This window comes from Micromonospora inyonensis, from assembly GCF_900091415.1.
In the GTDB taxonomy this organism is placed as follows: Bacteria; Actinomycetota; Actinomycetes; order Mycobacteriales; family Micromonosporaceae; genus Micromonospora; species Micromonospora inyonensis.
In genome coordinates this window covers 609,493-632,111 of the sequence record NZ_FMHU01000001.1, presented here as the reverse complement: position 1 = coordinate 632,111, position 22,619 = coordinate 609,493, and the positions used below count along the sequence as shown (strand labels likewise).

The window sequence follows — 22,619 nt, the reverse complement described above, 5'->3', positions numbered from 1 at the left end:
CGGCTAGAGTGCGGGGAGTGCGAGCGCGTCCGTCGTGCCCCCGCCTCCCCGTTGACGAAAGGTAACCGCGTCATGCGCCGTCCCCAGCTGGACATCCAGCTGAAGACCCCCGAGCAGATCGAGAAGATGCGGGCCGCCGGCCTGGTGGTGGCCGCCGCCCTCCAGCGGATGCGTGAGGCGGTGGCCCCGGGGGTCAGCACCGCCGACCTCGACGCGATCGCCGAGTCGGTGATCCGGGGCGCGGGCGCGGTTCCCTCGTTCAAGGGCTACCACGGATTCCCCGCCTCGATCTGCTCCTCGGTCAACGAGCAGGTCGTGCACGCCATCCCCTCGCCCGACCAGGTCCTGCGGGAGGGCGACCTGATCTCGATCGACTGCGGGGCCGTCCTGGACGGCTGGCACGGGGACGCAGCGATCACGGTCGGGGTCGGTGCGGCCGACCCCGCCCTGCTGCGGATGGCCGAGGTCGCGGAGGACGCCATGTGGGCCGGGATCGCCGCCGCGGCCCGGGGTGCGGCGAGCGGCAAGGGCCGGCTCACCGACATCTCCCACGCGGTGGAGACCGCGGTCCGTCGGGGCGGCCGGTACGGCATCGTCGACGGGTACGGCGGGCACGGCATCGGCACCGAGATGCACCAGGACCCGCATGTGCTCAACCACGGCCGCCCGGGGCGCGGACCGCGCCTGGTGCCGGGGATCGCGCTCGCCATCGAACCCATGATCACCATGGGTTCGCCGCGTACCGTCGAACTCGCCGACGGCTGGACGGTGGTGACCCGGGACAGGTCGGTCGCCGCGCACGTCGAGCACTCCATGGCGCTGTTGGAGGACGGTGTCTGGGTGCTCACCGCCCCGGACGGCGGCCGGGCCCGCCTGGGCGACCTGGTGACCTCCCGCCAGCCCGCCGACTCGCCCGCAGTCTGATCTCCGCCGGTCCCGCCCGACCGGGGGCGGGGTCGTCAGCGGTGTCGAAAGGTCGGCCCAGTCCGGGCTTTTCGTCCCAATTTCGAGTGACCGGGGTGGCCGGTTTGGCGTGCACCGGTCAGCCCGCGTACACTTTCAGATCGGCGCACAGCGTCCACTCCGGCATGCCCACCCTGCGCTTCGGTGGCGGTCGGAGCCGCGGCTGGCTCGAACACCCTGATGACCATCAGGCGTTCGTGTAAGACGTTGTGGGCCGTCCGGAGTAACCGACGTCAGGACAGCGGAGGACATGCCGAAAAAAGACGGAGCCATCGAGATCGAGGGTCGAGTCATCGAGCCCCTGCCGAACGCCATGTTCCGGGTGGAGCTCGCGAACGGTCACAAGGTGCTGGCTCACATCAGCGGCAAGATGCGGCAGCACTACATCCGCATCCTGCCGGAGGACCGGGTCGTCGTCGAACTCTCGCCGTACGACCTGACCCGCGGGCGCATCGTCTACCGCTACAAGTAACCACGCCTGACGACGGCCGGGTAGTCCCCGTGTCCGTCTTCGACGTCCGGCGTCGCGCTTCGTCGCGTCTCCGGGCCAGATGGGAAGTAAGGCAACCGTGAAGGTCAAGCCGAGCGTCAAGAGGATCTGCAACAAGTGCCGGGTCATCCGCCGGCACGGCCGGGTCATGGTCATCTGCTCCGACCCGCGTCACAAGCAGCGCCAGGGCTGAACCAGGGCTGACCGACCGTGGAGACGGTCGGTCCATCTGGTTCGGGCCGCGGATCCCGACACCACATCATCAGCTCGTCCCAGCCGCGAGCGGTACGCATCGCGTACTCCCACGTGGCTGACCCCCGGTCGGAGGCCGGGGCCCGTTCGGGCAACGACCGCCCCCGGTCGCGACGCGTCACGACGCGTCCGGTCGGTGACGTGGTCGGAACGGGGTGGGGCGGGCTCAGACCTCCGCCAGAACACCACAAGGGAGTACGCCCGCACATGGCACGTCTAGTCGGCGTCGACCTCCCCCGCGAAAAGCGGATGGAGATCGCGCTCACCTACATCTTCGGCGTGGGCCGCACCCGCGCCCTGGAGACGCTCGCCGCCACCGGCATCTCGCCGGACAAGCGCGCTCGGGACCTCACGGACGAGGAGCTGGTCCAGCTCCGCGACCACATCGAGGCGAACTACAAGGTAGAAGGCGACCTGCGCCGCGAGGTCGCCGCTGACATCCGCCGCAAGGTCGAGATCGGCTGCTACGCCGGCATCCGGCACCGCCGGGGTCTGCCCGTGCGCGGGCAGCGGACCAGGACCAACGCGCGGACCCGGAAGGGCCCGAAGCGGACCGTCGCCGGCAAGAAGAAGCCCGGCAAGAAGTAACTAGGAGCGCACAGACTTATGCCACCGAAGGCTCGTGCCGGAGCCGCCGTCAAGAAGGTCCGGCGCAAGGAACGCAAGAACGTCGCCCACGGGCAGGCGCACATCAAGAGCACCTTCAACAACACGATCGTGTCCATCACGGACCCGACCGGTGCGGTCATCTCCTGGGCCTCCGCCGGTCAGGTCGGCTTCAAGGGCTCGCGCAAGTCGACCCCGTTCGCCGCGCAGCTGGCCGCCGAGGCCGCCGCGCGCCGGGCGATGGAGCACGGCATGCGCAAGGTCGACGTATTCGTGAAGGGCCCCGGCTCCGGCCGGGAGACCGCGATCCGTTCGCTGCAGGCCGTCGGGCTGGAGGTCGGCCAGATCGCCGACGTCACCCCGCAGCCGCACAACGGATGCCGTCCGCCGAAGCGTCGCCGGGTCTGAGAGGTAGAGAGAGATGGCTCGTTACACCGGTGCTGACTGCCGCCGTTGCCGGCGGGAGAAGATGAAGCTGTTCCTCAAGGGCAGCAAGTGCGATGGCCCGAAGTGCCCGTTCGAGTCCCGGCCGTTCCCGCCCGGACAGCACGGCCGGGGTCGCACCAAGGAGACGGAGTACCTGCTCCAGCTCCGTGAGAAGCAGAAGGCCCGCCGCGTCTACGGCGTGCTGGAGAAGCAGTTCCGCGGTTACTACGAGGAGGCCGTGGCCAAGCAGGCCAAGACCGGTGAGGTCCTCCTGCAGATCCTCGAGTCGCGGCTGGACAACGTGGTCTACCGGGCCGGCTACGCCAAGTCCCGGGACATGGCCCGTCAGCTGGTCAAGCACGGCCACTTCACGGTGAACGGCAAGAAGGTCGACATCCCGTCGTTCCGCGTGAAGGAGCACGACATCATCGAGGTTCGGGGCAAGAGCAAGGAGCTCACCCCGTTCATCGTGGCGCAGGCCGAGGCCGGCTCGAAGACGGTGCCGGCCTGGCTCGAGGCCATCCCCAGCCAGATGAAGATCCTGGTGCACTCGCTCCCGGCCCGGCAGGTCATCGACACGCAGGTCCAGGAGCAGCTGATCGTCGAGCTCTACTCGAAGTAGTCGGAGCTCGCCTCCGGTGGTCCGCCCCTCACCGGGGCGGACCACCGGAACAGTTTGTCGTGGGCGTCATATAGCGGGCGTCCCGGAAGAGAAGAGAAGACATGCTCATCAGCCAGCGACCGACCCTCTCCGAAGAGTCGATCAACGAGACCCGGTCCCGGTTCACCATCGAGCCGCTGGAGCCCGGCTTCGGTTACACCCTGGGCAACTCGCTGCGGCGTACGCTGCTGTCGTCCATCCCGGGTGCGGCGGTGACCTCGATCAAGATCGACGGCGTGCTGCACGAGTTCACCACGATCCCCGGTGTCAAGGAGGACGTGGTCGAGCTCGTCATGAACATCAAGGAGCTCTGCGTCAGCTCCGAGCACGACGAGCCGGTCAGCATGTACCTGCGCAAGCAGGGTCCGGGCGACGTGACCGCGGGTGACATCCAGCCCCCGGCCGGCGTCTCGGTGCACAACCCGGACCTGAAGCTCGCCACCCTCAACGGCAAGGGCCGGCTCGACATGGAGCTGACCGTCGAGCGGGGTCGCGGCTACGTCACCGCGGCGCAGAACAAGCAGGCCGGCGCGGAGATCGGCCGGATCCCGGTCGACTCGATCTACTCGCCGGTCCTGAAGGTCACCTACCGCGTCGAGGCGACCCGGGTCGAGCAGCGGACCGACTTCGACCGGCTGATCATCGACGTCGAGACCAAGCCGTCGATGGGGCCGCGTACCGCGCTGGCCTCCGCCGGTTCGACGCTGGTGGAGCTCTTCGGCCTGGCTCGGGAGCTGGACGAGACCGCCGAGGGCATCGACATCGGGCCGTCCCCGCAGGACGCCCAGCTCGCGGCGGACCTGGCCCTGCCGATCGAGGAGCTGGACCTCACCGTCCGCTCCTACAACTGCCTCAAGCGCGAGGGCATCAACACCGTTGGTGAGCTGATCGGGCGCACCGAGGCCGACCTTCTCGACATCCGCAATTTCGGTCAGAAGTCGATCGACGAGGTCAAGATGAAGCTCGCCGGGATGGGGCTGGGCCTGAAGGACTCCGCGCCCAACTTCGACCCGGCGCACGTCGTGGACACCTTCGGCGAGGCTGACTACGACACCGACGACTACCGCGAGACCGAGCAGCTGTAACCGCGGCTGAGCATCTAAACGAGGAGCACCAACCATGCCCACGCCCACCAAGGGCCCCCGCCTCGGCGGCAGCCCCGCGCACGAGCGGCTGATGCTGGCCAACCTGGCCACCGCGCTGTTCCAGCACGGCAAGATCCAGACCACCGAGACGAAGGCCCGGCGGCTGCGCCCGCTGGCCGAGCAGCTCATCACCAAGGCCAAGCGCGGTGACCTGGCCTCGCGGCGGCGGGTGCTGGGTGTCGTCAAGGACAAGGACGTGGTCTACGCCCTGTTCGACCAGATCGCGCCCCGGTACGCCAACCGGAACGGTGGCTACACCCGGATCGTGAAGACCGGTCCGCGCAAGGGTGACGCCGCGCCGATGGCGATCATCGAGCTGGTCGAGGAGCTTCAGGTCGCCGAGGCCAAGGCGAACCGGAAGACCGCCGCCCGCAAGGCCGCGCAGCAGGACAAGGTCGAGGCGCTCGCCCCGGCCGAGGAGGCCCCGCAGGGCAAGGACGCCGACCAGGACGCCGAGCCGCCGGTGTCGGCTTCCGGGGACACCGCAGCCGCCCGTGAGGACAGCGACGAGGCCGGCGAGAACGACAAGGCCTGAGCATGAGGCCACCATCGGGCCCGGCACCCTTCGGGGTGCCGGGCCCGATGCATGACGCGGAGGTACGAGTGGAGGAGCGGATCCGGCTCCGGCTGGACGTCGCGTACGACGGCACCGGTTTTTCCGGGTGGGCCGCACAGCCGGAGCGGCGGACGGTGGCCGGGGTGCTCGCCGCGACCCTGGACCTGGTCCTCGGCGCGGGCACCGCGACCGGACTGACCGTGGCCGGTCGGACCGACGCCGGGGTGCACGCCTCCGGGCAGGTCTGTCACCTCGACCTGCCCGGCGATGTCTGGCGGGCGCACCAGGGTGCGCTGCTGCGCCGGCTGGCCCGGCTGCTCCCGCCGGACGTGCGGGTCCGGGCGCTGACCGAGGTGCCGGCCGACTTCGACGCCCGGTTCTCGGCCACCTTCCGCCGCTACGAGTACCGGGTGACCGACGCCCCGTGGGGTGCGGAGCCGCTGCGCCGGCACGAGGTGCTGGCCTGGCCGCGCCCGCTGGACCCGGCCGCGTTGAACGCCGCCGCGGCCGGGCTGGTGGGGGAGCACGACTTCGCCGCGTACTGCAAGCGCAAGGAGAACGCCACCACGCTGCGCGAGGTGACCCGGCTGGACTGGCGGCGGGAGCCGGACGGGCTGCTGGTCGCCACCGTGCAGGCGGACGCGTTCTGCCAGGCGATGGTGCGCAGCCTGGTCGGGGCGATGCTGGTCGCCGGAGACGGCCGACGACCGGTCGACTGGCCGGCGAGCCTGCTCACCCGGCGGGAACGGTCGAGCGAGGTGACCGTGGCGCCCGCGCACGGGCTGACCCTGGTCGCGGTCGGCTACCCCGTCGACCCGACAGAGTACGCCCGCCGCGCGGATCTCACCCGTCGCCTGCGGGTGCCGAGCACGTCCTGACCGAGGTCCACGTGCCGTTCGATCCGGCAGGCTGGCCCGACGCCCGACGCCCGACGCCCGACGCCCGACGCCCGACGCCCGACGCCCGACGCCCGACGCCCGACGCCCGACGCCCGGCCGCGGCGACCTCGACCGGGCCGGGCGTCTCCGGGGCCGGCTCAGTCGTCGTCGGAGCCGGACGGGTCCGTCCGGAGGGTCCCGGTCGAGTTCGGGTCCGGCTGGACGAGGTCGCCGTCGGTCCGGCGCTCCAGCACCGTCCGGTCGAGGTGGAGCTGGACCATCTCGTTGAGCACCTGCTTCGCCTTCGGGTCGTTCGTGTCGATCGGCTGGCCGTCGGCCCGGACCACGAGGCAGTAGGCGATGTAGTGGCCGCGTACCTGCCAGGCCACCCGGGCCGCCGCGGTGGTCAGCGCCTTGGTCTCGTCGCCGGCCTCCAGGGCCAGGAACCGGCCCTGCTGGTGCTGGAGGATCTGCCGGATCCGCTCCCGGGCCCGCTCGGCGCTGGCCAGGTCGGTGAGGTTGAGCAAGCCGGCGGTGGCCAGGTGCCCGCCGTCCGGTGCTCGTACCGTGCCCCGGACGACCTGGTTGCAGCCGAGCCGGACCAGTAGGTCGGCGATGTCGTCGGTGGCCGCCACCGCGCAGCTCGCGCTGGAGTGGGTCTTGAGAACCTGGTACGCCGGTTGCCCGTCGGCGAGGACCAGCTGGCGACCCGGGAAGACCTCCCTCGCGGTCAGCGGCAGCGGGTCGGTGTCGCGGGAGTCCAGGTCGGTCCGGACCGGCCCGTCGGTGTGCACCGCGCCGGGCGGGGCGGACGGAGGACTCTGCGGATTGGGTGACGACTCCCGTTCCAGCAGCACGGCAGCGGTGCCGAGGCCGCAGATGGCCAGCAGCACCAGGACCGCCGCACCGCCCACCACCATCTGCCAGAGCCGGCCACCCATCGGGGCCACGCGTGCGGTCGGGTACCCCACGGCGGGCGCGGGGTCCGTCGGGTACCCCACGGCGGGCGCGGGGTCCGTCGGGTACCCCACGGCGGGCGCGGGGTCCGTCGGGTACCCCACGGCGGGCGCGGGGTCCGTCGGGTACCCCACGGCGGGCGCGGGGTCCGGCTGCGGTGCGGCCGCCGGCTCGGCGGGCTGCGTCCGGGTCGGGGTGGCGGCTGCCGGGGCGCTCTCCTCGGGTACCGGCGTGGCCGGGGGTGGCGCCGGGACGACGGCCCGGGCCTGCGCGGTGGCTGCCCGGGGGGCCGGGGGCAGGTCCGGCGTCGGGAAGCGGGAGGGCGAGGGGCCGGCGGGGGCGCGTCGCGCGCCGGCCGCCGACGAGTCGGCTCCGGGTTGCGGAAGCCCGTGCAGTGCGTCCTCATCGGACTCGTACCGGTACACCATGTGCCATAGATTAAGGGCATTACTCCTTTCAGGGGGTAAAACGGGAAATTGCTCCCACGGATGTCCCGTGCCGGACCGCCGACCGCCGTGCCGGTGCCGCCACCCCGGTACGCGAGAATGCGGACGTGACCGGCGACCACTACTTCAGCTCCCGTCCCGCGAGCCTGCCCCAGCCGCGGCAGGTCGAGTTCTCCGTCGCCGGGCGCGACTACACCCTGGACTCCGCCGGCGGGGTCTTCTCCGCCGACCGCCTCGACGCGGGCACCGCCGTTCTGCTCCGCAAGGCCGAGCTGCCCGCGCCGGAGACCGCCGGGGCGCTGCTCGACCTGGGCTGCGGATTCGGAGCGATCGCCTGCGTCCTCGCCACGCACGCCCCGGCGGCGACGGTCTGGGCGGTCGACGTCAACGAACGCGCCCGCGAACTCACCGCCGGCAACGCCGTCCGGGTCGGGGCTGCCGGCCGGGTGCGGGTGGCCGACCCGGACGACGTGCCCGACGGGGTCACCTTCACCCAGCTCTGGTCCAACCCGCCGATCCGGATCGGCAAGGAGGGGCTCCACACCCTGCTGCGCCGCTGGCTGCCCCGCCTCACCCCGGACGGGGTCGCCTGGCTGGTGGTCGCCCGGCACCTCGGCGGTGACTCGCTGCACGGCTGGCTCGCCGACCAGGGCTGGCAGGTCGTCCGGCACGCGAGCCAGAAGGGCTACCGGGTGCTCCGCGTCACCCGGTAAATGGATGTCCCCGGCCCGCGCCGCTCGGGCAGGATGCCCGGGTGGGATACGTGGACGTGGCCGGGGTGGCGCACACCCTGCCGGACGGTCGGGAGCTCTTCGCCGACGTGTCGTTCCGGGTCGGCGAGGGGGCCAAGGTCGCCCTGGTCGGACCGAACGGTGCGGGCAAGACGACCCTGCTGCGGATGGTCGCCGGTGACCTGCCGGTCGCCGTGGGCGGCGTCGCCCGCTCCGGAGGACTCGGCGTCATGCGGCAGTTCATCGGCATGATCGGCGACGACTCCACTCTCGCCGACCTGGCGCTCGGCCTGGCCCCGCCCGCGCTGCGCGACGCCGGGCGCCGGCTGGTCGAGACCGAGGCGGCGATGCGGGCCGCCGAGGTACGCGGAAAGTACAGCACCGCCGCCGGCAAGGCGCAGCTCGCGTACGCGGACGCGCTGGCCGCCTGGGGCGAGGCCGGTGGGTACGACGCCGAGGTGCTCTTCGACACCGTCGCGACCATCGTGCTCGACCTGCCCTGGGAGACCGCCCGGGACCGTCCGGTCCGGACGCTCTCCGGCGGCCAGCAGAAACGCTTCGCCCTGGAACTGCTGCTGCGCGGCCCCGACGAGGTGCTCCTGCTCGACGAGCCGGACAACTTCCTCGACGTGCCCGGTAAACGCTGGCTGGAGGCGCGGCTGCGCGAGTCCACCAAGTCGGTGCTGTACGTCTCGCACGACCGGGAACTGCTCGCCCAGACCGCCGACCGGGTGGTCGCGGTGGAGGGCGGCAGCGCCTGGGTGCATCCGGGCGGCTTCGCGACCTGGTACGACGCCCGGGTGGCCCGGCACGCCCGACTCGACGAGCAGCGCCGCCGGTGGGACGAGGAACACCAGAAGCTGCGCGAGCTGATGCTGATGTACAAGCAGAAGGCCGCGTACAACGACGGGCTGGCCTCCCGTTACCAGGCCGCGCAGACCCGGTTGCGCAAGTTCGAGGAGGCCGGGCCGCCGCCCGTACCCCCGAAGGACCAGGACATCCGGATGCGCCTGACCGGCGGACGGACCGGCAAGCGCGCGGTGATCTGCGAGTCTCTGGAGCTGGACGGCCTGACCTACCCCTTCGACCTGGAGATCTGGTACGGCGACCGGGTCGCGGTGCTCGGCGCGAACGGCACCGGCAAGTCGCATTTCCTGCGGCTGCTGGCCCGGGGCGGCACCGACCCGGACCCGGCGAACGGCCCGGTGGACGGGGCGGCCGCCCTCGCCCCGGTCGCCCACGACGGGAGGGTGCGCCTCGGTGCCCGGGTCCGGCCGGGGCACTTCTCCCAGACCCACGACCGACCGGAGCTGATGGCGAAGACCCTCGTCGAGATCCTTTGGCGGGGCGACGAGCACCGGGCCGGCATGGACCGGCACACCGCGATGGCCGCGCTCGGCCGCTACGAGCTGGCCGGCCAGGGCGACCAGCGCTTCGGCACGCTGTCCGGTGGACAGCAGGCGCGGTTCCTGGTGCTGCTGCTGGAGCTGTCCGGAGCGACCCTGCTGCTGCTCGACGAGCCCACCGACAACCTCGACCTGGCCAGCGCGGAGGCGCTGGAGGAGGGGCTGAAGGCGTTCGCCGGCACGGTGGTCGCGGTCACCCACGATCGCTGGTTCACCCGTTCCTTCGACCGCTTCGTCCTCTTCGCGGGCGACGGCGAGGTCCGCGAGACCCCCGAACCGGTCTGGGACGTCGGCTGAGGTGGTAGCAGGTTGAGGTGGTAGCAGGTTGAGGTGGTAGCAGGGGCCCCTTGTTACCGCTTTTTGAGTAGCAGGGGACCCCTGCAACCACCGCGGCATAGAGTTGATCTCGTGACTGAGATGACCTTCCGCCGACTGGGCGACTCGGGGCTCGTGGTATCCGTGGTCGGTGTCGGCTGCAACAACTTCGGCCGCAAACTCGACCTGGCCGGGACCCGGGCGGTGGTGGAGGCCGCTCTGGACGCCGGCATCAACTTCTTCGACACGGCCGACATCTACGGGCAGCCGCAGGGTGGCTCCGAGGAACTGCTCGGTGCGGCCCTGCGTGGACGGCGCGACGACGTGGTGGTGGCCACCAAGTTCGGCATGGACATGCACGGCATGAACGGCCCGGACCACGGCGCGCGTGGCGCCCGCCGGTACGTCGCCCGGGCGGTGGAGGCGTCGCTGCGGCGGCTCGGCACCGACCATATCGACCTCTACCAGCTGCACGAGCCGGACCCGGGCACGCCGATCGAGGAGACCCTCGCCGCCCTGGACGATCTGGTCCGCGCGGGCAAGGTGCGTTACCTGGGCAACTCCAACTTCAGTGGCTGGCAGATCGCCGACGCCGACTGGATCGCCCGGACCGCCGGCACGACCCGGTTCGTCAGCGCCCAGAACCACTACAGCCTGTTGGAACGCGCGGTGGAGACCGAGGTGGTGCCGGCGTGTGAGCGCTTCGGACTCGGGCTGCTGCCGTTCTTCCCGCTCGCCGACGGCCTGCTCACCGGCAAGTACCGGCGCGGGGAGCAGCCTCCGGCGGGCAGCCGGCTCGCCGGTGCGGGCCGGTACGCGCAGCGGTTCGCCACCGCCGACTGGGACACCATCGAGGCCATCGGGTCGTACGCCGACCAGCGAGGGCTCACCATGCTCCAGGTGGCCATCGGTGGATTGGCCGCCCAGCCGGCGGTCACCTCGGTGATCGCCGGGGCCACCACGCCGGAGCAGGTACGGGCCAACGCCGCAGCCGGTGCCTGGCAACCGGACGACGACGACCTGGCCGCCCTGCGCGCGCTTCTCTGACCACCGGCCTCTCTGACCACTGGCGGATTCGTCCGCCGCCGGGAGCCCGGCCTCTGCGCCACCGGGCTTCCGGCGGTCGGCTCAGACCAGACCGTTGATCCGGTTCGCGGAACGTCCCCGCAGCGCGGCGGCCACCATCCGGGCTGTCCGGGTGGGGTGGCGGAGCACGTCGTCGGAGGTGCAGCGGACCAACCGCCAGCCCGCCGCGCGGAATGCGTGGAACCGGGTCGCCTGCCGGCGGAGCAGCGTCGGGTCCCGGGGCGGGCCGGGTTCGTACTCGACCGCCACCCGGCGGGCGGGGTAGGCGAGGTCGACCCGGCCGACGTACTGGCCCCCGGCATCGCGCACCTCGTGCCGGACGGCTGGCGTGGGCAACCCGGCGTCGAGCAGGAGCAGGCGTAGCCGGGTCTCCATCGGTGACCCGGCAGACGGATCGACCAGGGCGAGCACCTCCCGCAGCAGGGGCAGCCCGGGCCAGCCGGCGCGACCGGCCGCGTACCCGCGCAGTGCGGGCAGGTCCACCACGCGGTGGTGCAGCAGCGCGTCGAGGGCGACCACCGCGTCGGTGCGTGGCGGCCGGCGACCGAGGTCGAAGGCCGTGCGGAGCGCGGTGGTGACCGGTAGCCCGGTGTGGACGGTCAGGTCGGCTTCCGACAGGACCGATCGGGTGACGGCCACCCGGGTGTGCGGGCGCATCCGGGCCGCGCGGGGCAGCACGACGGTGACCGGCGCGTTCGGCGGCAGGAGCCCGGCGCCCCGCAGGTACGCCGCGCTCAGTCCGGCGATCGCGGCGCCGGTGGGAAGCACCAGCGCCACGGCCTCGCACCACATGCGATGGTCCTCGGGTCGGTGGGCCGCCCGGTGCACGTAGACGTCGGGCAGTATTCGCTGCCAGGCACGCCCGCGCAGCATCGTCCAGGTGAGGAGGCCGTGGGCCACGGCGGTGCTGCCGCGGAAGGGCCGGGACTCGAGACCGGGCGGGACCTGGGGTGAGCGCGGCATCAGGACAGCATGCCGTGACCGGACGGTCACGCGCTGCCCCCGATCGTCGATTGTGAGATTTTCTCCACTGGCGTAGTCGCTGTCGAAACCTCACGACTTGCGGAAAACGGACACACCACCCTTGGCGGATCCCCCGATCCGTCGTACGGTGTGCCACGCAAGTAACCCACGGGAGCCCGGTGGACCGGGCTGAGAGGGGGGCTGGGAGCCCCCGACCGTCGAACCTGATCCGGGTAATGCCGGCGCAGGGAGGAGAGTTGCCGTGCCGTCTCTGGGACGACTGCATCTTGTCACCGACACCCGCCCCGGGCGCGATCCGCTCACCGTGGTCCGGGCCGCCCTCGGCGTCGCCGGCCCCGAGCTGGTGGTGCAGGTCCGGGTCGAGGACTCCGCCACCGACCGTGAGGCGTACGACCTGACCGGCCGGATCCTCGAACTGTGCGCGCCGGTCGGCGCGACGTGCCTGGTCAACGACCGGTTGCACGTGGCGCTCGCGGCCGGCGCGGCGGGCGGACATGTCGGCGCGGACGATCTGCCGGTCGCCGCCGCCCGCCGGGTGCTCGGCCCGGATGCGGTGCTCGGCGCGACCGCCCGGGAGCCGCTCGCCGCCGCGCGGGCGGTCGCCGCGGGGGCGGGCTACCTGGGCGTCGGCCCGTGCCATGCGACCACCACGAAGGACGGGCTACCGGCACCGATCGGTCCGGACGGGGTACGCGCGGTGGTCGACGCGGTGCCGGTGCCGGTGATCGCCATCGGCGGGGTGACCGCGGCGACGGTGCCGGCGCTGCGCGCCGCCGGGGCGTACGGGGTGGCGGTGGTCGGGGCGCTCTCCGGCGTCGCCGATCCGGCCCGCGCGACCGCCGGGCTGCTCGGAGCCCTCGGGTGGTAGCAGGGGGCCCTTCCTCATCAAAAAGCGGTAACAGGGGTCCCCTCCTTGCACCGGATGTGGTGGTGGTGGGGGGTGGGGTCGTCGGATGGGCGGTGGCCTGGCGGTGTGCCGCGCGGGGCCTGTCGGTGACCGTGCGCGACCCGGCACCCGGCTCGGGAGCCTCCACCGTGGCCGCCGGGATGCTCGCCCCGGTCGCCGAGGCGTACTTCGGGGAGACCGCGCTGACCGGGCTGCTCGTCGCGTCCGCTGCCCGCTGGCCCGCGTTCGCCGCCGAGCTGACCACCGCCAGCGGCGTCGACCTCGGGTACCGCACCGAGGGCACCCTGGTCGTCGGGCTCACCGGCGACGACCTGGCCGAGGCGGGGCGGCTCTGGGCGTACCAGCGGGAGTTGGGCCTGCCGATCACCCCGCTGCGCCCCAGCGCGCTGCGGGACCGGGAGCCGGCGCTCGCACCCCGGGTGCGCGGCGGCGCGTTCGCCCCCGGCGACCACCAGGTCGACCCCCGGCGTCTGCTGGTGGCGTTGCGCACCGCCGCCGAGCGGGCCGGCGCGGTGCTGGTCGCCGCCCCGGTCGGGCGGGTCGACGAGCTGGCCGCGTCGGCCGTCGTGGTGGCCGCCGGCTGCGGCACCGCCGCGCTGACCGGCCTGCCGGTTCGGCCGGTGAAGGGGCAGATCCTCCGGCTCCGCGCGCCCGGCGGCGGCCCGCCGGGCTTCCGGCACGTCGTCCGGGGGTACGCCGACGGCGAGCCGGTCTACGTCGTGCCCCGCGCCGACGGGGAGGTGGTGGTCGGGGCGACCGTCGAGGAGCGGACCGACCCGGCGGTCACCGCCGGGGCGGTGCTGCGACTGCTCCGCGCCGCCGTCGACCTCCTGCCCGAGCTGGCCGAGTACGACCTCGTCGAGACGGCTGTCGGGTTCCGCCCCGGCACCCCGGACAACGCGCCGGTCATCGGCGCGCTCCCCGACCGACCGGGAGTGCTCGTCGCGGCGGGCCACCACCGGCACGGCATCGTGCTCACCCCGGTCACCGCCGATCTGGTCGCCGACCTGGTCGCCACCGGCACTCCCGACGCGATGCTCGCCCCCTTCACTCCGGGCCGGTTCGGCCCGGTCACCCGGGCGGCGACCGGTGGGTGACCCACCACGGCAGACGAGTACGTGAACCCGACGAAAGGACGACAGGTGGAACTGACGGTCAACGGCGTCGGGCGGAGTCTGCCCGACGCGGCCACGGTGGCGGACCTGGTCGGCGAGGTCACCGCCGACCGGCGCGGGGTGGCGGTCGCGGTCAACGGCGAGGTGGTGCCGCGTACCGGCTGGCCGGGCACGACGCTGCGCGACGGCGACCGGGTCGAGGTGCTGAGCGCGGCGCAGGGCGGGTGAGCGCGGTGACCTTCGTCCTTGACGGTACGACGTTCACCTCCCGGCTGATCCTCGGCACCGGCGGCGCGGCCAACCTGCACGTGCTGGAAGGGGCGATCCGGGCCTCCGGCACCGAACTGGTCACCCTGGCGCTACGCCGGGTCGACCCGGCCGGCGGCCACGGCGGCCTGCTGGACCTGCTCGACCGGTGCGGGGTGCGGCTGCTGCCCAACACGGCCGGCTGCTACACCGCACGGGACGCGGTCAAAGTCGCCCACCTGGCCCGGGACGCGTTCGACACCGACTGGGTGAAGCTGGAGGTGATCGGCGACGAGCGGACCCTCCTGCCCGACGGGGTGGAGTTGCTGCGCGCCGCCGAACAGCTCGTCGACGAGGGCTTCACCGTCCTGCCGTACACCTCGGACGACCCGGTGCTGGCGCGCCGGCTGGTCGACGTGGGCTGCGCGGCGGTGATGCCGGCCGGAGCGCCGATCGGGTCCGGCCTGGGCGTCAACAACCCGCACCACATCCGGCTGATCCGGCAGGAGGTCGACGTGCCGGTGATCCTGGACGCCGGCATCGGCACCGCCAGTGACGCCGCGCTCGCCATGGAACTCGGCTGCGACGCGGTGCTGCTGGCCAGCGCGGTCACCCGGGCCGCGGACCCGGAGACGATGGCCACCGCGATGCGCCACGCGGTCGAGGCGGGGCGGCTCGCGTACCGGGCCGGCCGGATTCCGCGCCGCTTCCACGCGCTGGCCTCCACTCCGGACGAGGGACGGCCGGAGCTGTGACCGCGTCGGCCGTCCGTGCGGGTCGCGGTACGGGAGGACTCCGCCCACGCCCGCCCGCCACCACGACCAGGGCCGACGTCCCCACCGGGATCGTCGCGTTCACCGATCGCCGGGTGGCCCGGCGGCCACTGCCGGAGGTCGTCGCGGCGGCGGTGGCCGGGGGAGTGCGGTGGGTGGTGCTGCGGGAGAAGGACCTGCCCCGCGTCGAGCGGGCCGCCCTCGCCGCCGACCTGCGGGCGGTCCTGGCCGGTACGGGCGGCACGCTGGTCGTCGCCGGCCCCGACCCGCTCGACGGGACCGCCGTCCACCTGTCCGCCGCCGGTCCGTACCCGCCGCCGGATGTGCCACTGGTGGGTCGTTCCTGCCACGACCCAATCGAGGTGGGCCGGCTCACCACCGAGGACTACGCCACCTGCTCACCGGTCTACCCGACCCGTACCAAACCCGGCTACGGCCCACCCCTGGGCCCCGGCGGGCTGGCCGACCTGGTGCGGGCCAGCCCGGTGCCGGTTCTCGCCCTCGGCGGCGTGGAGGCCCCGGAGCAGGTGCACGCCTGCGTCGGGGCGGGCGCCGTCGGCGTGGCGGTGCTCGGCGCCCTCATGCGGGCCGGCGACCCCGCCACCGTCGCGGCCACCCTCGTCGGAGCCTTCACCGCAGCCGGCGGAGGCGAACGGTGACCCCGACGACCGTGCTCACCGTCGCCGGCTCCGACTCGGGCGGTGGCGCGGGCATCCAGGCCGACCTGAAGGTGTTCGCCGCGCTCGGCGCGTACGGCACCAGCGTGGTCACCGCCGTGACCGCGCAGAACACCCGGGGCGTGGACGCCGTCCTGCCGATGCCGCCGCGCACGGTCGCCGAACAACTCGACAGCGTGCTCGGTGACTTCCGGGTGCGGGCGGTCAAGACCGGGATGCTCGGCACCCCGGCGGTCGCCGACGCGGTGGCCGGGGCGGCCCGGGCGGGACGACTGCCGAACCTCGTCGTCGACCCGGTGCTCGTCGCCACCAGCGGACACCGGCTCGGTGTGGTGGAGGCGGTCGAGCGGCTGCTGCCGTACGCGCTGGTGGCGACGCCGAACCGCGCGGAGGCGGAGGCCCTAACCGGAGCGCCGGTGACCACGGTCGGGGAGATGGTCGCCGCCGCCGGGGCGCTCGCGGCCGGCGGCCCGGCCTACGTGGTGGTCACCGGCGGCGACGTGGACGCCGACGGCGAGGCGGTCGACGTGCTGGTCGGCGGCGGTACGACGACCGTGCTCCGCGCGCCCCGGGTGGACACCCGGCACCACCACGGCACCGGCTGTTCGTTCTCGGCGGCGATCGCCGTGCGGCTGGCGGCGGGGGACGCGGTGCCGACGGCGGTGGCGACCGCCAAGGAGTACGTCACCCGCGCGCTGACCGGCGCGCGGGACTGGGAACTGGGCGCGGGCCGTGGCCCGCTGGACCACTTCGGATGGTCCTGACGACCAGCAGGGAGGCTGTCATGCAGGCACGACGCAAGGTCTACGTGGAGGGGGCGCGGCCGGACGTCCGGGTGCCCTTCGCCGAGGTGACGCTGACCGGGGACAACCCACCGGTGCGGCTCTACGACACGTCCGGCCCCGGCTCCGACCCGGAGGTCGGGCTGCCACCGCTGCGCGGTCCGTGGATCGCCGAGCGGGGCGACGTCGCCCCGGTGCGCGGGGCCGGCACCCCGTTGGCGGGCGTGGCCGGCAGACGGCCGACCCAGCTCGCGTACGCCCGGGCGGGCGTGGTGACCCCGGAGATGGAGTTCGTGGCGATCCGGGAGGGCGTGACCCCGGAGTTCGTCCGGGCCGAGATCGCCGCAGGCCGGGCGGTGCTGCCGCTCAACGTCAACCACCCGGAGTGCGAGCCGGCGATCATCGGGAAGGCGTTCCTGGTCAAGGTGAACGCCAACATCGGCACCTCGGCGGTCACCTCCTCGGTCGCCGAGGAGGTGGAGAAGCTGACCTGGGCGACCCGGTGGGGCGCGGACACCGTGATGGACCTGTCCACCGGCCGGCGGATCCACGAGACCCGGGAGGCGATCGTCCGCAACTCGCCGGTGCCGATCGGCACGGTGCCGATCTACCAGGCGTTGGAGAAGGTCGGCGGTGACCCGGTCGAGCTGAGCTGGGAGGTGTTCCGGGACACCGTGATCGAGCAGGCCGAGCAGGGCGTGGACTACATGACCGTGCACGCCGGGGTGCTCCTGCCGTACGTGCCGCTGGCCGTCGACCGGGTGACCGGGATCGTGTCGCGGGGCGGGTCCATCATGGCGGCCTGGTGCCTGGCGCACCACGAGGAGAACTTCCTCTACACCCACTTCGCCGAGCTGTGCGAGATCCTCGCCCGCTACGACGTGACCTTCTCGCTCGGGGACGGCCTGCGGCCGGGGTCCATCGCGGACGCCAACGACGAGGCGCAGTTCGCCGAGCTACGGACGCTCGGGGAGCTGACCGGCGTCGCCTGGGAGCACGACGTGCAGGTGATGATCGAGGGCCCGGGACACGTGCCGATGCACAAGATCAAGGAGAACGTGGATCTCCAGCAGGAGCTGTGCCACGAGGCCCCCTTCTACACGCTCGGCCCGCTGACCACCGACATCGCGCCCGCGTACGACCACATCACCTCGGCGATCGGCGCGGCCATGATCGGCATGTTCGGCACCGCGATGCTCTGCTACGTCACGCCCAAGGAGCACCTGGGCCTGCCGGACCGGGACGACGTCAAGGCGGGCGTGATCGCTTACAAGATCGCGGCGCACGCGGCCGACCTGGCCAAGGGGCACCCCGGCGCGCAGGCCCGGGACGACGCGCTGTCGAAGGCGCGGTTCGAATTCCGTTGGGAGGATCAGTTCAACCTCTCGCTGGACCCGGAGACCGCGCGGGCGTACCACGACGCGACGCTGCCCGCCGCACCGGCGAAGACCGCCCACTTCTGCTCGATGTGCGGGCCGAAGTTCTGCTCGATGAAGATCACGCAGGAGTTGAAGGAGTACGCGGCCCGGGGCATGCGGGACAAGTCCGAGGAGTTCGTCGCCTCGGGGAGCCGGGTCTACCTGCCGTTGGCCTGACCGGGGCGGCCTGACCTGGCGCGCGGCCCGGCTGGAGACCGGCCCGCGACCGGGGCGATCGGCGACGGCCGTTCAGTCGCGCTGGTGCCGCCCGGTGGAGCGAAGGGTGCGCCGTTCGCCGGGGTCCGGAAAGGTGGTGGTGTCCGGCGTCGGTTGGCCCAGTTGGGCGACCCAGTCGACGTACTCCTCGTCCTGCGGGGGGAGGGTGGGCTCATCCCGCTCGCGCCCGCTGGCCCCGTCCGATCGGCTGCCGCCGGTCGCGCCGGCCCCGGCCCGGTCGCGTCGGAGCAGGTCCCGCAGCTTCCGGAACCCCCCGGTTGCCGGGACGTCGATGGCGGGTCCGGTCCCGTCGGTCGTCGCGTCGCCGTCCACCACCGACCCGGTGGCGGTCGTCCGGTCGGTGTCCTCCGGTGGGCCGCCGTCATCCGCCGTGCCGGTCTGTCCGACGCCGGGCAGTCCGCGGCCGAGGTGGACCGGGTCCGGCACCGCGCCGTCAGTGCGGTCCGGCCCGGCACCGCCGGTGGACCGGTCCGGAGTCGGGAGCGACCAGTCCAGAGCTGCGGTGGACACGGTCTCCGCCGTGCCCGGCGGACTCGGCCAGTCCCACGTTCCCGTCGGGCTCCGGTCGGCGCCGGTGGGCTGGGGGAGCTGCCACGGGAGTCGTCCGATCGGCTGGGGACCGACGCTGCCCGGCGACTCCCCGGACACACCCTCGGCGTCGTCGGCCGGGTGGGCCGGTGACGGGACCGGCGGCAGCCCGGTACCGGCCGGAAGGGGACGCAGGATGTCGGTCGGCTCGATGGCGTCGCTCCGGGACCGGCCTCCGGCCAGCGGCGGCCAGCGCAGCAGGGTGGCGGCGGACAGCGGGGGGCGACGCAGCCAGGCGGCGGCGACCGACCCGAGCGCCCCGGTCAGCACCGCCAGCAGCGCGGCCCGGTAGGGCGTGGACTGGTAGCCGTCGTCGCCCCGCCCCGGACCGGCGAGCAGGTAGGCGACCGCGACCACCATCGGGGTCGTCACCCCGCTGAGGCCACCGAGCAGCGGGGGCTGGCCGCGCCAGCGGGCCACCCCGGCCACGGCCGCCCCGACGAGCAGGGCCAGTCCGGGCAGGATCAGCATGGCCAGGCGTCCGGCCGGGTCCGGCGCGAGCCAGACCGGGTCCAGCGCGCCGAGGCGTACGGTCGGCGGCGGCTCGGCCGCACCGAGTGACGGTACGACCGACAGCAGCGCGAGGAGCCCGAGTGCGGCGGTGGACACGGCGGCGTTCCACCTCATCGGGGCGTACCGGAGTACGGCGACCGCGGCGACCGTGCCGGCCAGCGCGCCGAAGAGGGCGCTGACCGCGACGGACAGCACCGGGTCCACCGCGGGCACCTGCGCGTTGCGCGCCGGCAGCATGCACAGCGGTGCGACGACCGTCGCGCCCAGCGTGGCGGCCACCGCGATGGTGACCTGCACGACGGTGGTGACCGGGAGGTCGTTGCGGCGGGCGTACCGCTCGGCGAGTACGGCACCGAGCACGGTGGCGCCGACGGCGAACCAACCCACCCAGACGAGCTGCGCCGGCCAGTGGTCGGGCGCGTCGGCGAAGGTCGGGGTGAACCGGAGGATGCCGAGACCGTACGCGATGCCGAGCTGGCCCGCCCCGGCCAGTACGCCCACACCCAGCGCCACCAGCAGAGATCTGCCCCAGGTCCGTATGGCCATGTGCGGCACGTTACGGCCCGTCGACCCCGACCGCCACCAAAACAAGGCATCACGCGGCGACGCGCCGTCCTCGATGCCCGAAGGTGACGGCGACTCAAGTACCTGTGGGGGAACTACGCCCGTCCGGCGGGGACGGATACTCAATCCCCCGGGGCTGACTACTTCAGTTCGACCAGCCGCGCGAGGTACGTCGTGTCGCCGACGTTGGTGAGCATGTGAACGGCGCCGGGGTCCCGGTAGACCACTCCACCGGTCGGCTCGTCGGCGTCGATCCGCGTCCCGTCGACGGTCTGGATGACGTTCTTCGCTCCCTGCACCGCGATGACCAGGTACGGGTGGTCGTGGCGGTGCAGCGGCTGCTGCTCGCCCGGTTCGAGGCGGATGTGCCAGACCCGGACCTTGTCGTTCTCCAGGACGATCTCCTGGCCCACCGGGGCCAGTTCCTTGCTCATCGGGCCTCCAGTTGGGGCAGCACCTCGGCGGCGATCAGTTCGAGGTGGTCCGGGTCGTCGAGTTCGATCAGGCGCAGGTGGACCCGGGTGGTGCCGATCGCGGCGAACTCGCCGAGCCGGTCGACGAGTTGGGCGGGCGAACCGACCACCGGACTGGTAGTGGTCGGCCCGGAAGAACCCCTCGAACCCCGTCTCCTCCACCCGGCGGGCGAACCGGAGCTGGTCGTCGTAGGTGGCTCCCCGGTGCGGCTCGACGAAGACGCACACCCGCACGGTCATCGTTCCTTCGCCCCGGCCGGCGCAGGCTCCTCCCGCTCCATGAGCAGTTCGTGCAGGTCGGCGCTGACCCGGGCGACGTCGGCGAGGTGCGCGTTGCGCCCCAGGCCGCGGGGCCGGGGGATGTCGACGTCGACCACCTTGCGGATGCGGCCGGGCCGCGGACTGAGCACGACCACCCGGTCGGCGAGGAGCACCGCCTCGTCGATGGAGTGGGTGACGAACACGATGGTGGACTGGTTCTGCATGTGCACCCGTTGCAGCTCCACGGAGAGTTCCTCGCGGGTGAGCGCGTCGAGGGCGGAGAACGGCTCGTCCATCAGCAGCACGCGCGGTTCGGCGATCAGCGAGCGGCAGAGCGAGACCCGCTGTTGCATGCCGCCGGAGAGTTCGTGCGGCAGCCGCTTCTCGAAGCCGGCCAGCCCGGCCACGTCGAGCAGGTCACGGGCCCGTTGCCGGTGCTTGGACCGGCTCCAGCCGAAGATCTCCACCGGGAGCAGGACGTTGTCCAGCACGCTGCGCCAGGGCAGCAGCGCCGGACGTTGGAACAGCATCGCGATGTCCTGGCGGGGGCGGGTGATCGGCTTGCCGTCGACCTCGATCTCGCCGGCGGTGACCGGGAGCAGCCCGGCGATCAGCCGGAGCAGGGTGGACTTGCCACAGCCGGACCGCCCGAGCACCGCGACGAACTCGCCTTCGGCGACGTCCAGGTCGATGTGGCGCAACGCCTCGACCTGACCGGAGCGACCGGTGAAGGTGCGGGACACCCCCGACAGTCGTATCATCCGGCGTTCTCCCATCCACGGTATTCGCGAGCGACGCAAGGCTAACGGGATTACATCCGGTTCACACCGTCCAGGGTGGACAACAATCTGTTGTCGTTCCGTAACCGGATCCACCTGGCGTCGCGAAGGTGACTCTCTCGTACGCTGTGCCGGCGAAGAGTCCCCCCGCGACGGTGACGCCGGTCCCACCCCCTCTCACCACGGCGTCATCTGGTTCGACAACTCCTCCGGTGGCCGATCGCCGCCGGCCTGGAAAGGACATGGTGCACAACATGAGAAGGTTGACCCGCACTGTCGCCGTGGCTGTGTTGGCCACGGCCCTGGCTCTGGCTTCCGCTTGCAGCAGTGACTCCGACTCCGGCAATGGCGACGGCGCTTCGTTGCGCAAAGTGACGTATCTCACCTCGTTCGGTAACTTTGGCCGGGATTCCTACGCGTGGGTAGCGAAGGACAAGGGCTTCTTCAAGGAGGCCGGCTTCGACGTCGACATCAAGCCGGGCCAGGGCACCGGTGGTGTCATCCAGACCATCGTCGGTGGACAGGCCGACTTCGGTCCGATCGACCTGACCGGCGGCATCCTCCAGCTCGGCGGCGGGGACGACAAGCCCAAGGACTTCGTCGCCGTGGCGGCCATCCAGCAGCGCACCATGGCGGCGATCGTGACCACCCAGGACAAGGGCATCGCGTCCCCGAAGGACCTGGAGGGCAGGACCCTCGCCGACACCCCGGTCTCCGTCGTGCGCAACCTCTTCCCGACCTACGCCAAGCTCGCCGGCATCGACAACAGCAAGGTGACGTGGGTCAACGGCGAGGCGCAGACCCTGATGGCGACGCTCGCCACCGGCAAGGTCGACGGCATCGGTCAGTTCGTCGTGGGTGCGCCCACGGTCCGGGCGGTCGCCAAGAAGGAGCCGGTCGTGCTCCCGTACAGCAACGTGATGACCGACCTCTACGGCAACGCGCTGATCACCTCCAAGAAGCTCGCCAAGGAGGAGCCGGAGATGGTGAAGCGCTTCACCGGCGCGCTGCTCAAGGGCCTGGAGTACAGCCTGGCCAACCCGAAGGAGGCGGGCGAGATCCTGAAGAAGAACGTCGCCGAGGCCAACCCGGTCTCCGCCGCCGCCGAGCTGGAACTGATGGCCGGCTACGTCCGGTCCAGCAACTCCGGCACCGCCATCGGCGCGCTGGACAGCGGCCGGGTCGCCAAGAGCATCGCGATCCTCCAGGGCGCCGGGGCGCTCAAGCAGAACATCACCCCGGAGCAGGTCGTCGACTTCAACCTCGCGCCGAAGGCCTGACCGATCCATCCCGGGGGGTGTGTTCCGCCACGACCGGCGGAGCGCACCCCCGATCGCGCTCCGACCGCCGGAGCGGGAAAGGCTTCCACCCGTGGCCCGGGGGA

At 72.6% G+C, this 22,619-nt stretch carries 25 protein-coding genes, 1 pseudogene and 1 riboswitch; of the genes and pseudogenes, 20 read left to right on the top strand and 6 right to left on the bottom strand.

Going from position 1 to position 22,619, the window contains the following annotated elements; all coding sequences use genetic code 11:
- Nucleotides 1-72: 72 nt before the first annotated feature.
- The 9 genes from map to truA all read left to right on the top strand — a co-directional run bounded on the left by map (nucleotide 73) and on the right by truA (nucleotide 5,977).
- A complete protein-coding gene (map, locus tag GA0074694_RS02630; RefSeq protein WP_091451878.1) occupies nucleotides 73-924 on the top strand; it encodes a type I methionyl aminopeptidase in 852 nt (283 codons plus the stop codon).
- A gap of 289 nt (nucleotides 925-1,213) precedes the next feature.
- Nucleotides 1,214-1,435 carry a translation initiation factor IF-1 gene (gene infA, locus GA0074694_RS02625; protein WP_007073013.1) on the top strand — a complete coding sequence of 74 codons (222 nt, stop codon included), beginning with the start codon at nucleotides 1,214-1,216 and terminating at the stop codon, nucleotides 1,433-1,435.
- Nucleotides 1,436-1,532: 97 nt separating this feature from the next.
- A complete protein-coding gene (rpmJ, locus tag GA0074694_RS02620) occupies nucleotides 1,533-1,646 on the top strand; it encodes a 50S ribosomal protein L36 (RefSeq protein ID WP_043965539.1) in 114 nt (37 codons plus the stop codon).
- 266 nt (nucleotides 1,647-1,912) lie between these two features.
- On the top strand, nucleotides 1,913-2,293 hold the full coding sequence (gene rpsM / locus GA0074694_RS02615; RefSeq protein ID WP_007073012.1) for a 30S ribosomal protein S13: 381 nt from the start codon (nucleotides 1,913-1,915) through the stop codon (nucleotides 2,291-2,293).
- Between the two features lie 18 nt (nucleotides 2,294-2,311).
- Complete coding sequence (gene rpsK, locus GA0074694_RS02610; protein ID WP_030329919.1) at nucleotides 2,312-2,719, top strand: 30S ribosomal protein S11; 408 nt, start codon at nucleotides 2,312-2,314, stop codon at nucleotides 2,717-2,719.
- A gap of 13 nt (nucleotides 2,720-2,732) precedes the next feature.
- Nucleotides 2,733-3,359 carry a 30S ribosomal protein S4 gene (rpsD, locus tag GA0074694_RS02605; RefSeq protein WP_091451874.1) on the top strand — a complete coding sequence of 209 codons (627 nt, stop codon included), beginning with the start codon at nucleotides 2,733-2,735 and terminating at the stop codon, nucleotides 3,357-3,359.
- A 101-nt stretch (nucleotides 3,360-3,460) separates the two neighbouring features.
- Complete coding sequence (locus GA0074694_RS02600; RefSeq protein WP_076466647.1) at nucleotides 3,461-4,483, top strand: DNA-directed RNA polymerase subunit alpha; 1,023 nt, start codon at nucleotides 3,461-3,463, stop codon at nucleotides 4,481-4,483.
- Nucleotides 4,484-4,517: 34 nt separating this feature from the next.
- Nucleotides 4,518-5,078 carry a 50S ribosomal protein L17 gene (gene rplQ / locus GA0074694_RS02595; RefSeq protein ID WP_091451870.1) on the top strand — a complete coding sequence of 187 codons (561 nt, stop codon included), beginning with the start codon at nucleotides 4,518-4,520 and terminating at the stop codon, nucleotides 5,076-5,078.
- Between the two features lie 68 nt (nucleotides 5,079-5,146).
- A complete protein-coding gene (truA, locus tag GA0074694_RS02590; RefSeq protein WP_091451865.1) occupies nucleotides 5,147-5,977 on the top strand; it encodes a tRNA pseudouridine(38-40) synthase TruA in 831 nt (276 codons plus the stop codon).
- Between the two features lie 158 nt (nucleotides 5,978-6,135).
- On the opposite strand, the gene GA0074694_RS02585 is transcribed toward truA, so the two are convergent.
- Nucleotides 6,136-7,362 (bottom strand): hypothetical protein, encoded by a 1,227-nt coding sequence (locus GA0074694_RS02585; RefSeq protein ID WP_091451861.1) that lies wholly within the window; start codon nucleotides 7,360-7,362, stop codon nucleotides 6,136-6,138.
- A gap of 125 nt (nucleotides 7,363-7,487) precedes the next feature.
- Here GA0074694_RS02585 and GA0074694_RS02580 point away from each other — a divergent pair, with 125 nt between their 5' ends.
- The 3 genes from GA0074694_RS02580 to GA0074694_RS02570 all read left to right on the top strand — a co-directional run bounded on the left by GA0074694_RS02580 (nucleotide 7,488) and on the right by GA0074694_RS02570 (nucleotide 10,879).
- Nucleotides 7,488-8,093 carry a class I SAM-dependent methyltransferase gene (locus tag GA0074694_RS02580; RefSeq protein ID WP_091451858.1) on the top strand — a complete coding sequence of 202 codons (606 nt, stop codon included), beginning with the start codon at nucleotides 7,488-7,490 and terminating at the stop codon, nucleotides 8,091-8,093.
- Between the two features lie 41 nt (nucleotides 8,094-8,134).
- Nucleotides 8,135-9,814 (top strand): ABC-F family ATP-binding cassette domain-containing protein, encoded by a 1,680-nt coding sequence (locus GA0074694_RS02575; protein ID WP_091451855.1) that lies wholly within the window; start codon nucleotides 8,135-8,137, stop codon nucleotides 9,812-9,814.
- A gap of 120 nt (nucleotides 9,815-9,934) precedes the next feature.
- A complete protein-coding gene (locus GA0074694_RS02570; protein WP_091451851.1) occupies nucleotides 9,935-10,879 on the top strand; it encodes an aldo/keto reductase in 945 nt (314 codons plus the stop codon).
- Between the two features lie 81 nt (nucleotides 10,880-10,960).
- Here GA0074694_RS02570 and GA0074694_RS02565 read toward each other — a convergent pair whose 3' ends face one another.
- Nucleotides 10,961-11,881 carry a hypothetical protein gene (locus GA0074694_RS02565; RefSeq protein ID WP_141713946.1) on the bottom strand — a complete coding sequence of 307 codons (921 nt, stop codon included), beginning with the start codon at nucleotides 11,879-11,881 and terminating at the stop codon, nucleotides 10,961-10,963.
- Nucleotides 11,882-12,039: 158 nt separating this feature from the next.
- Nucleotides 12,040-12,149, top strand: a riboswitch (TPP riboswitch).
- Between GA0074694_RS02565 and GA0074694_RS02560 the strand changes: the two genes are divergently transcribed.
- The 7 genes from GA0074694_RS02560 (at nucleotide 12,144) to thiC (ending at nucleotide 17,997) form a co-directional block, all read left to right on the top strand.
- Nucleotides 12,144-12,770, top strand: coding sequence for a thiamine phosphate synthase (locus tag GA0074694_RS02560; RefSeq protein WP_091451843.1), 627 nt, complete (start codon nucleotides 12,144-12,146; stop codon nucleotides 12,768-12,770). It overlaps the preceding riboswitch by 6 nt.
- Complete coding sequence (gene thiO, locus GA0074694_RS02555) at nucleotides 12,764-13,906, top strand: glycine oxidase ThiO (RefSeq protein ID WP_176737753.1); 1,143 nt, start codon at nucleotides 12,764-12,766, stop codon at nucleotides 13,904-13,906. The genes GA0074694_RS02560 and thiO overlap by 7 nt, the downstream gene beginning before the upstream one ends.
- A gap of 45 nt (nucleotides 13,907-13,951) precedes the next feature.
- Nucleotides 13,952-14,152, top strand: coding sequence for a sulfur carrier protein ThiS (thiS, locus tag GA0074694_RS02550; RefSeq protein WP_091451835.1), 201 nt, complete (start codon nucleotides 13,952-13,954; stop codon nucleotides 14,150-14,152).
- The gene (locus GA0074694_RS02545) at nucleotides 14,149-14,925 is read left to right on the top strand and encodes a thiazole synthase (protein ID WP_091451832.1); all 777 of its coding nucleotides are present in this window, start codon (nucleotides 14,149-14,151) and stop codon (nucleotides 14,923-14,925) included. The genes thiS and GA0074694_RS02545 overlap by 4 nt, the downstream gene beginning before the upstream one ends.
- Nucleotides 14,926-15,014: 89 nt before the next feature.
- Entirely contained in the window at nucleotides 15,015-15,602 is a 588-nt protein-coding gene (locus tag GA0074694_RS02540) for a thiamine phosphate synthase (protein ID WP_245714705.1), read from the top strand.
- Nucleotides 15,599-16,384: a bifunctional hydroxymethylpyrimidine kinase/phosphomethylpyrimidine kinase gene (thiD, locus tag GA0074694_RS02535; protein ID WP_091451826.1), complete on the top strand. Its 786-nt coding sequence runs from the start codon at nucleotides 15,599-15,601 to the stop codon at nucleotides 16,382-16,384. The genes GA0074694_RS02540 and thiD overlap by 4 nt, the downstream gene beginning before the upstream one ends.
- 20 nt (nucleotides 16,385-16,404) lie before the next feature.
- Nucleotides 16,405-17,997: a phosphomethylpyrimidine synthase ThiC gene (thiC, locus tag GA0074694_RS02530; RefSeq protein ID WP_091458544.1), complete on the top strand. Its 1,593-nt coding sequence runs from the start codon at nucleotides 16,405-16,407 to the stop codon at nucleotides 17,995-17,997.
- Between the two features lie 72 nt (nucleotides 17,998-18,069).
- Here the strand turns inward: thiC and GA0074694_RS02525 are convergent, their stop codons facing one another.
- From GA0074694_RS02525 to GA0074694_RS02515, 4 genes and pseudogenes are all read right to left on the bottom strand, one after another.
- Nucleotides 18,070-19,704: a hypothetical protein gene (locus GA0074694_RS02525; RefSeq protein WP_141713945.1), complete on the bottom strand. Its 1,635-nt coding sequence runs from the start codon at nucleotides 19,702-19,704 to the stop codon at nucleotides 18,070-18,072.
- Nucleotides 19,705-19,862: 158 nt separating this feature from the next.
- On the bottom strand, nucleotides 19,863-20,156 hold the full coding sequence (locus tag GA0074694_RS02520) for a cupin domain-containing protein (RefSeq protein ID WP_091451821.1): 294 nt from the start codon (nucleotides 20,154-20,156) through the stop codon (nucleotides 19,863-19,865).
- Nucleotides 20,153-20,305: pseudogene (locus GA0074694_RS34075) on the bottom strand (LLM class F420-dependent oxidoreductase); the annotation flags it as partial. The pseudogene GA0074694_RS34075 and the gene GA0074694_RS02520, both read right to left, overlap by 4 nt.
- Nucleotides 20,306-20,431: 126 nt before the next feature.
- Nucleotides 20,432-21,217 carry an ABC transporter ATP-binding protein gene (locus tag GA0074694_RS02515; protein WP_091451818.1) on the bottom strand — a complete coding sequence of 262 codons (786 nt, stop codon included), beginning with the start codon at nucleotides 21,215-21,217 and terminating at the stop codon, nucleotides 20,432-20,434.
- A 272-nt stretch (nucleotides 21,218-21,489) separates the two neighbouring features.
- Between GA0074694_RS02515 and GA0074694_RS02510 the strand changes: the two genes are divergently transcribed.
- Entirely contained in the window at nucleotides 21,490-22,515 is a 1,026-nt protein-coding gene (locus GA0074694_RS02510) for an ABC transporter substrate-binding protein (RefSeq protein ID WP_091458542.1), read from the top strand.
- The last annotated feature ends 104 nt before the right edge of the window (nucleotides 22,516-22,619 follow it).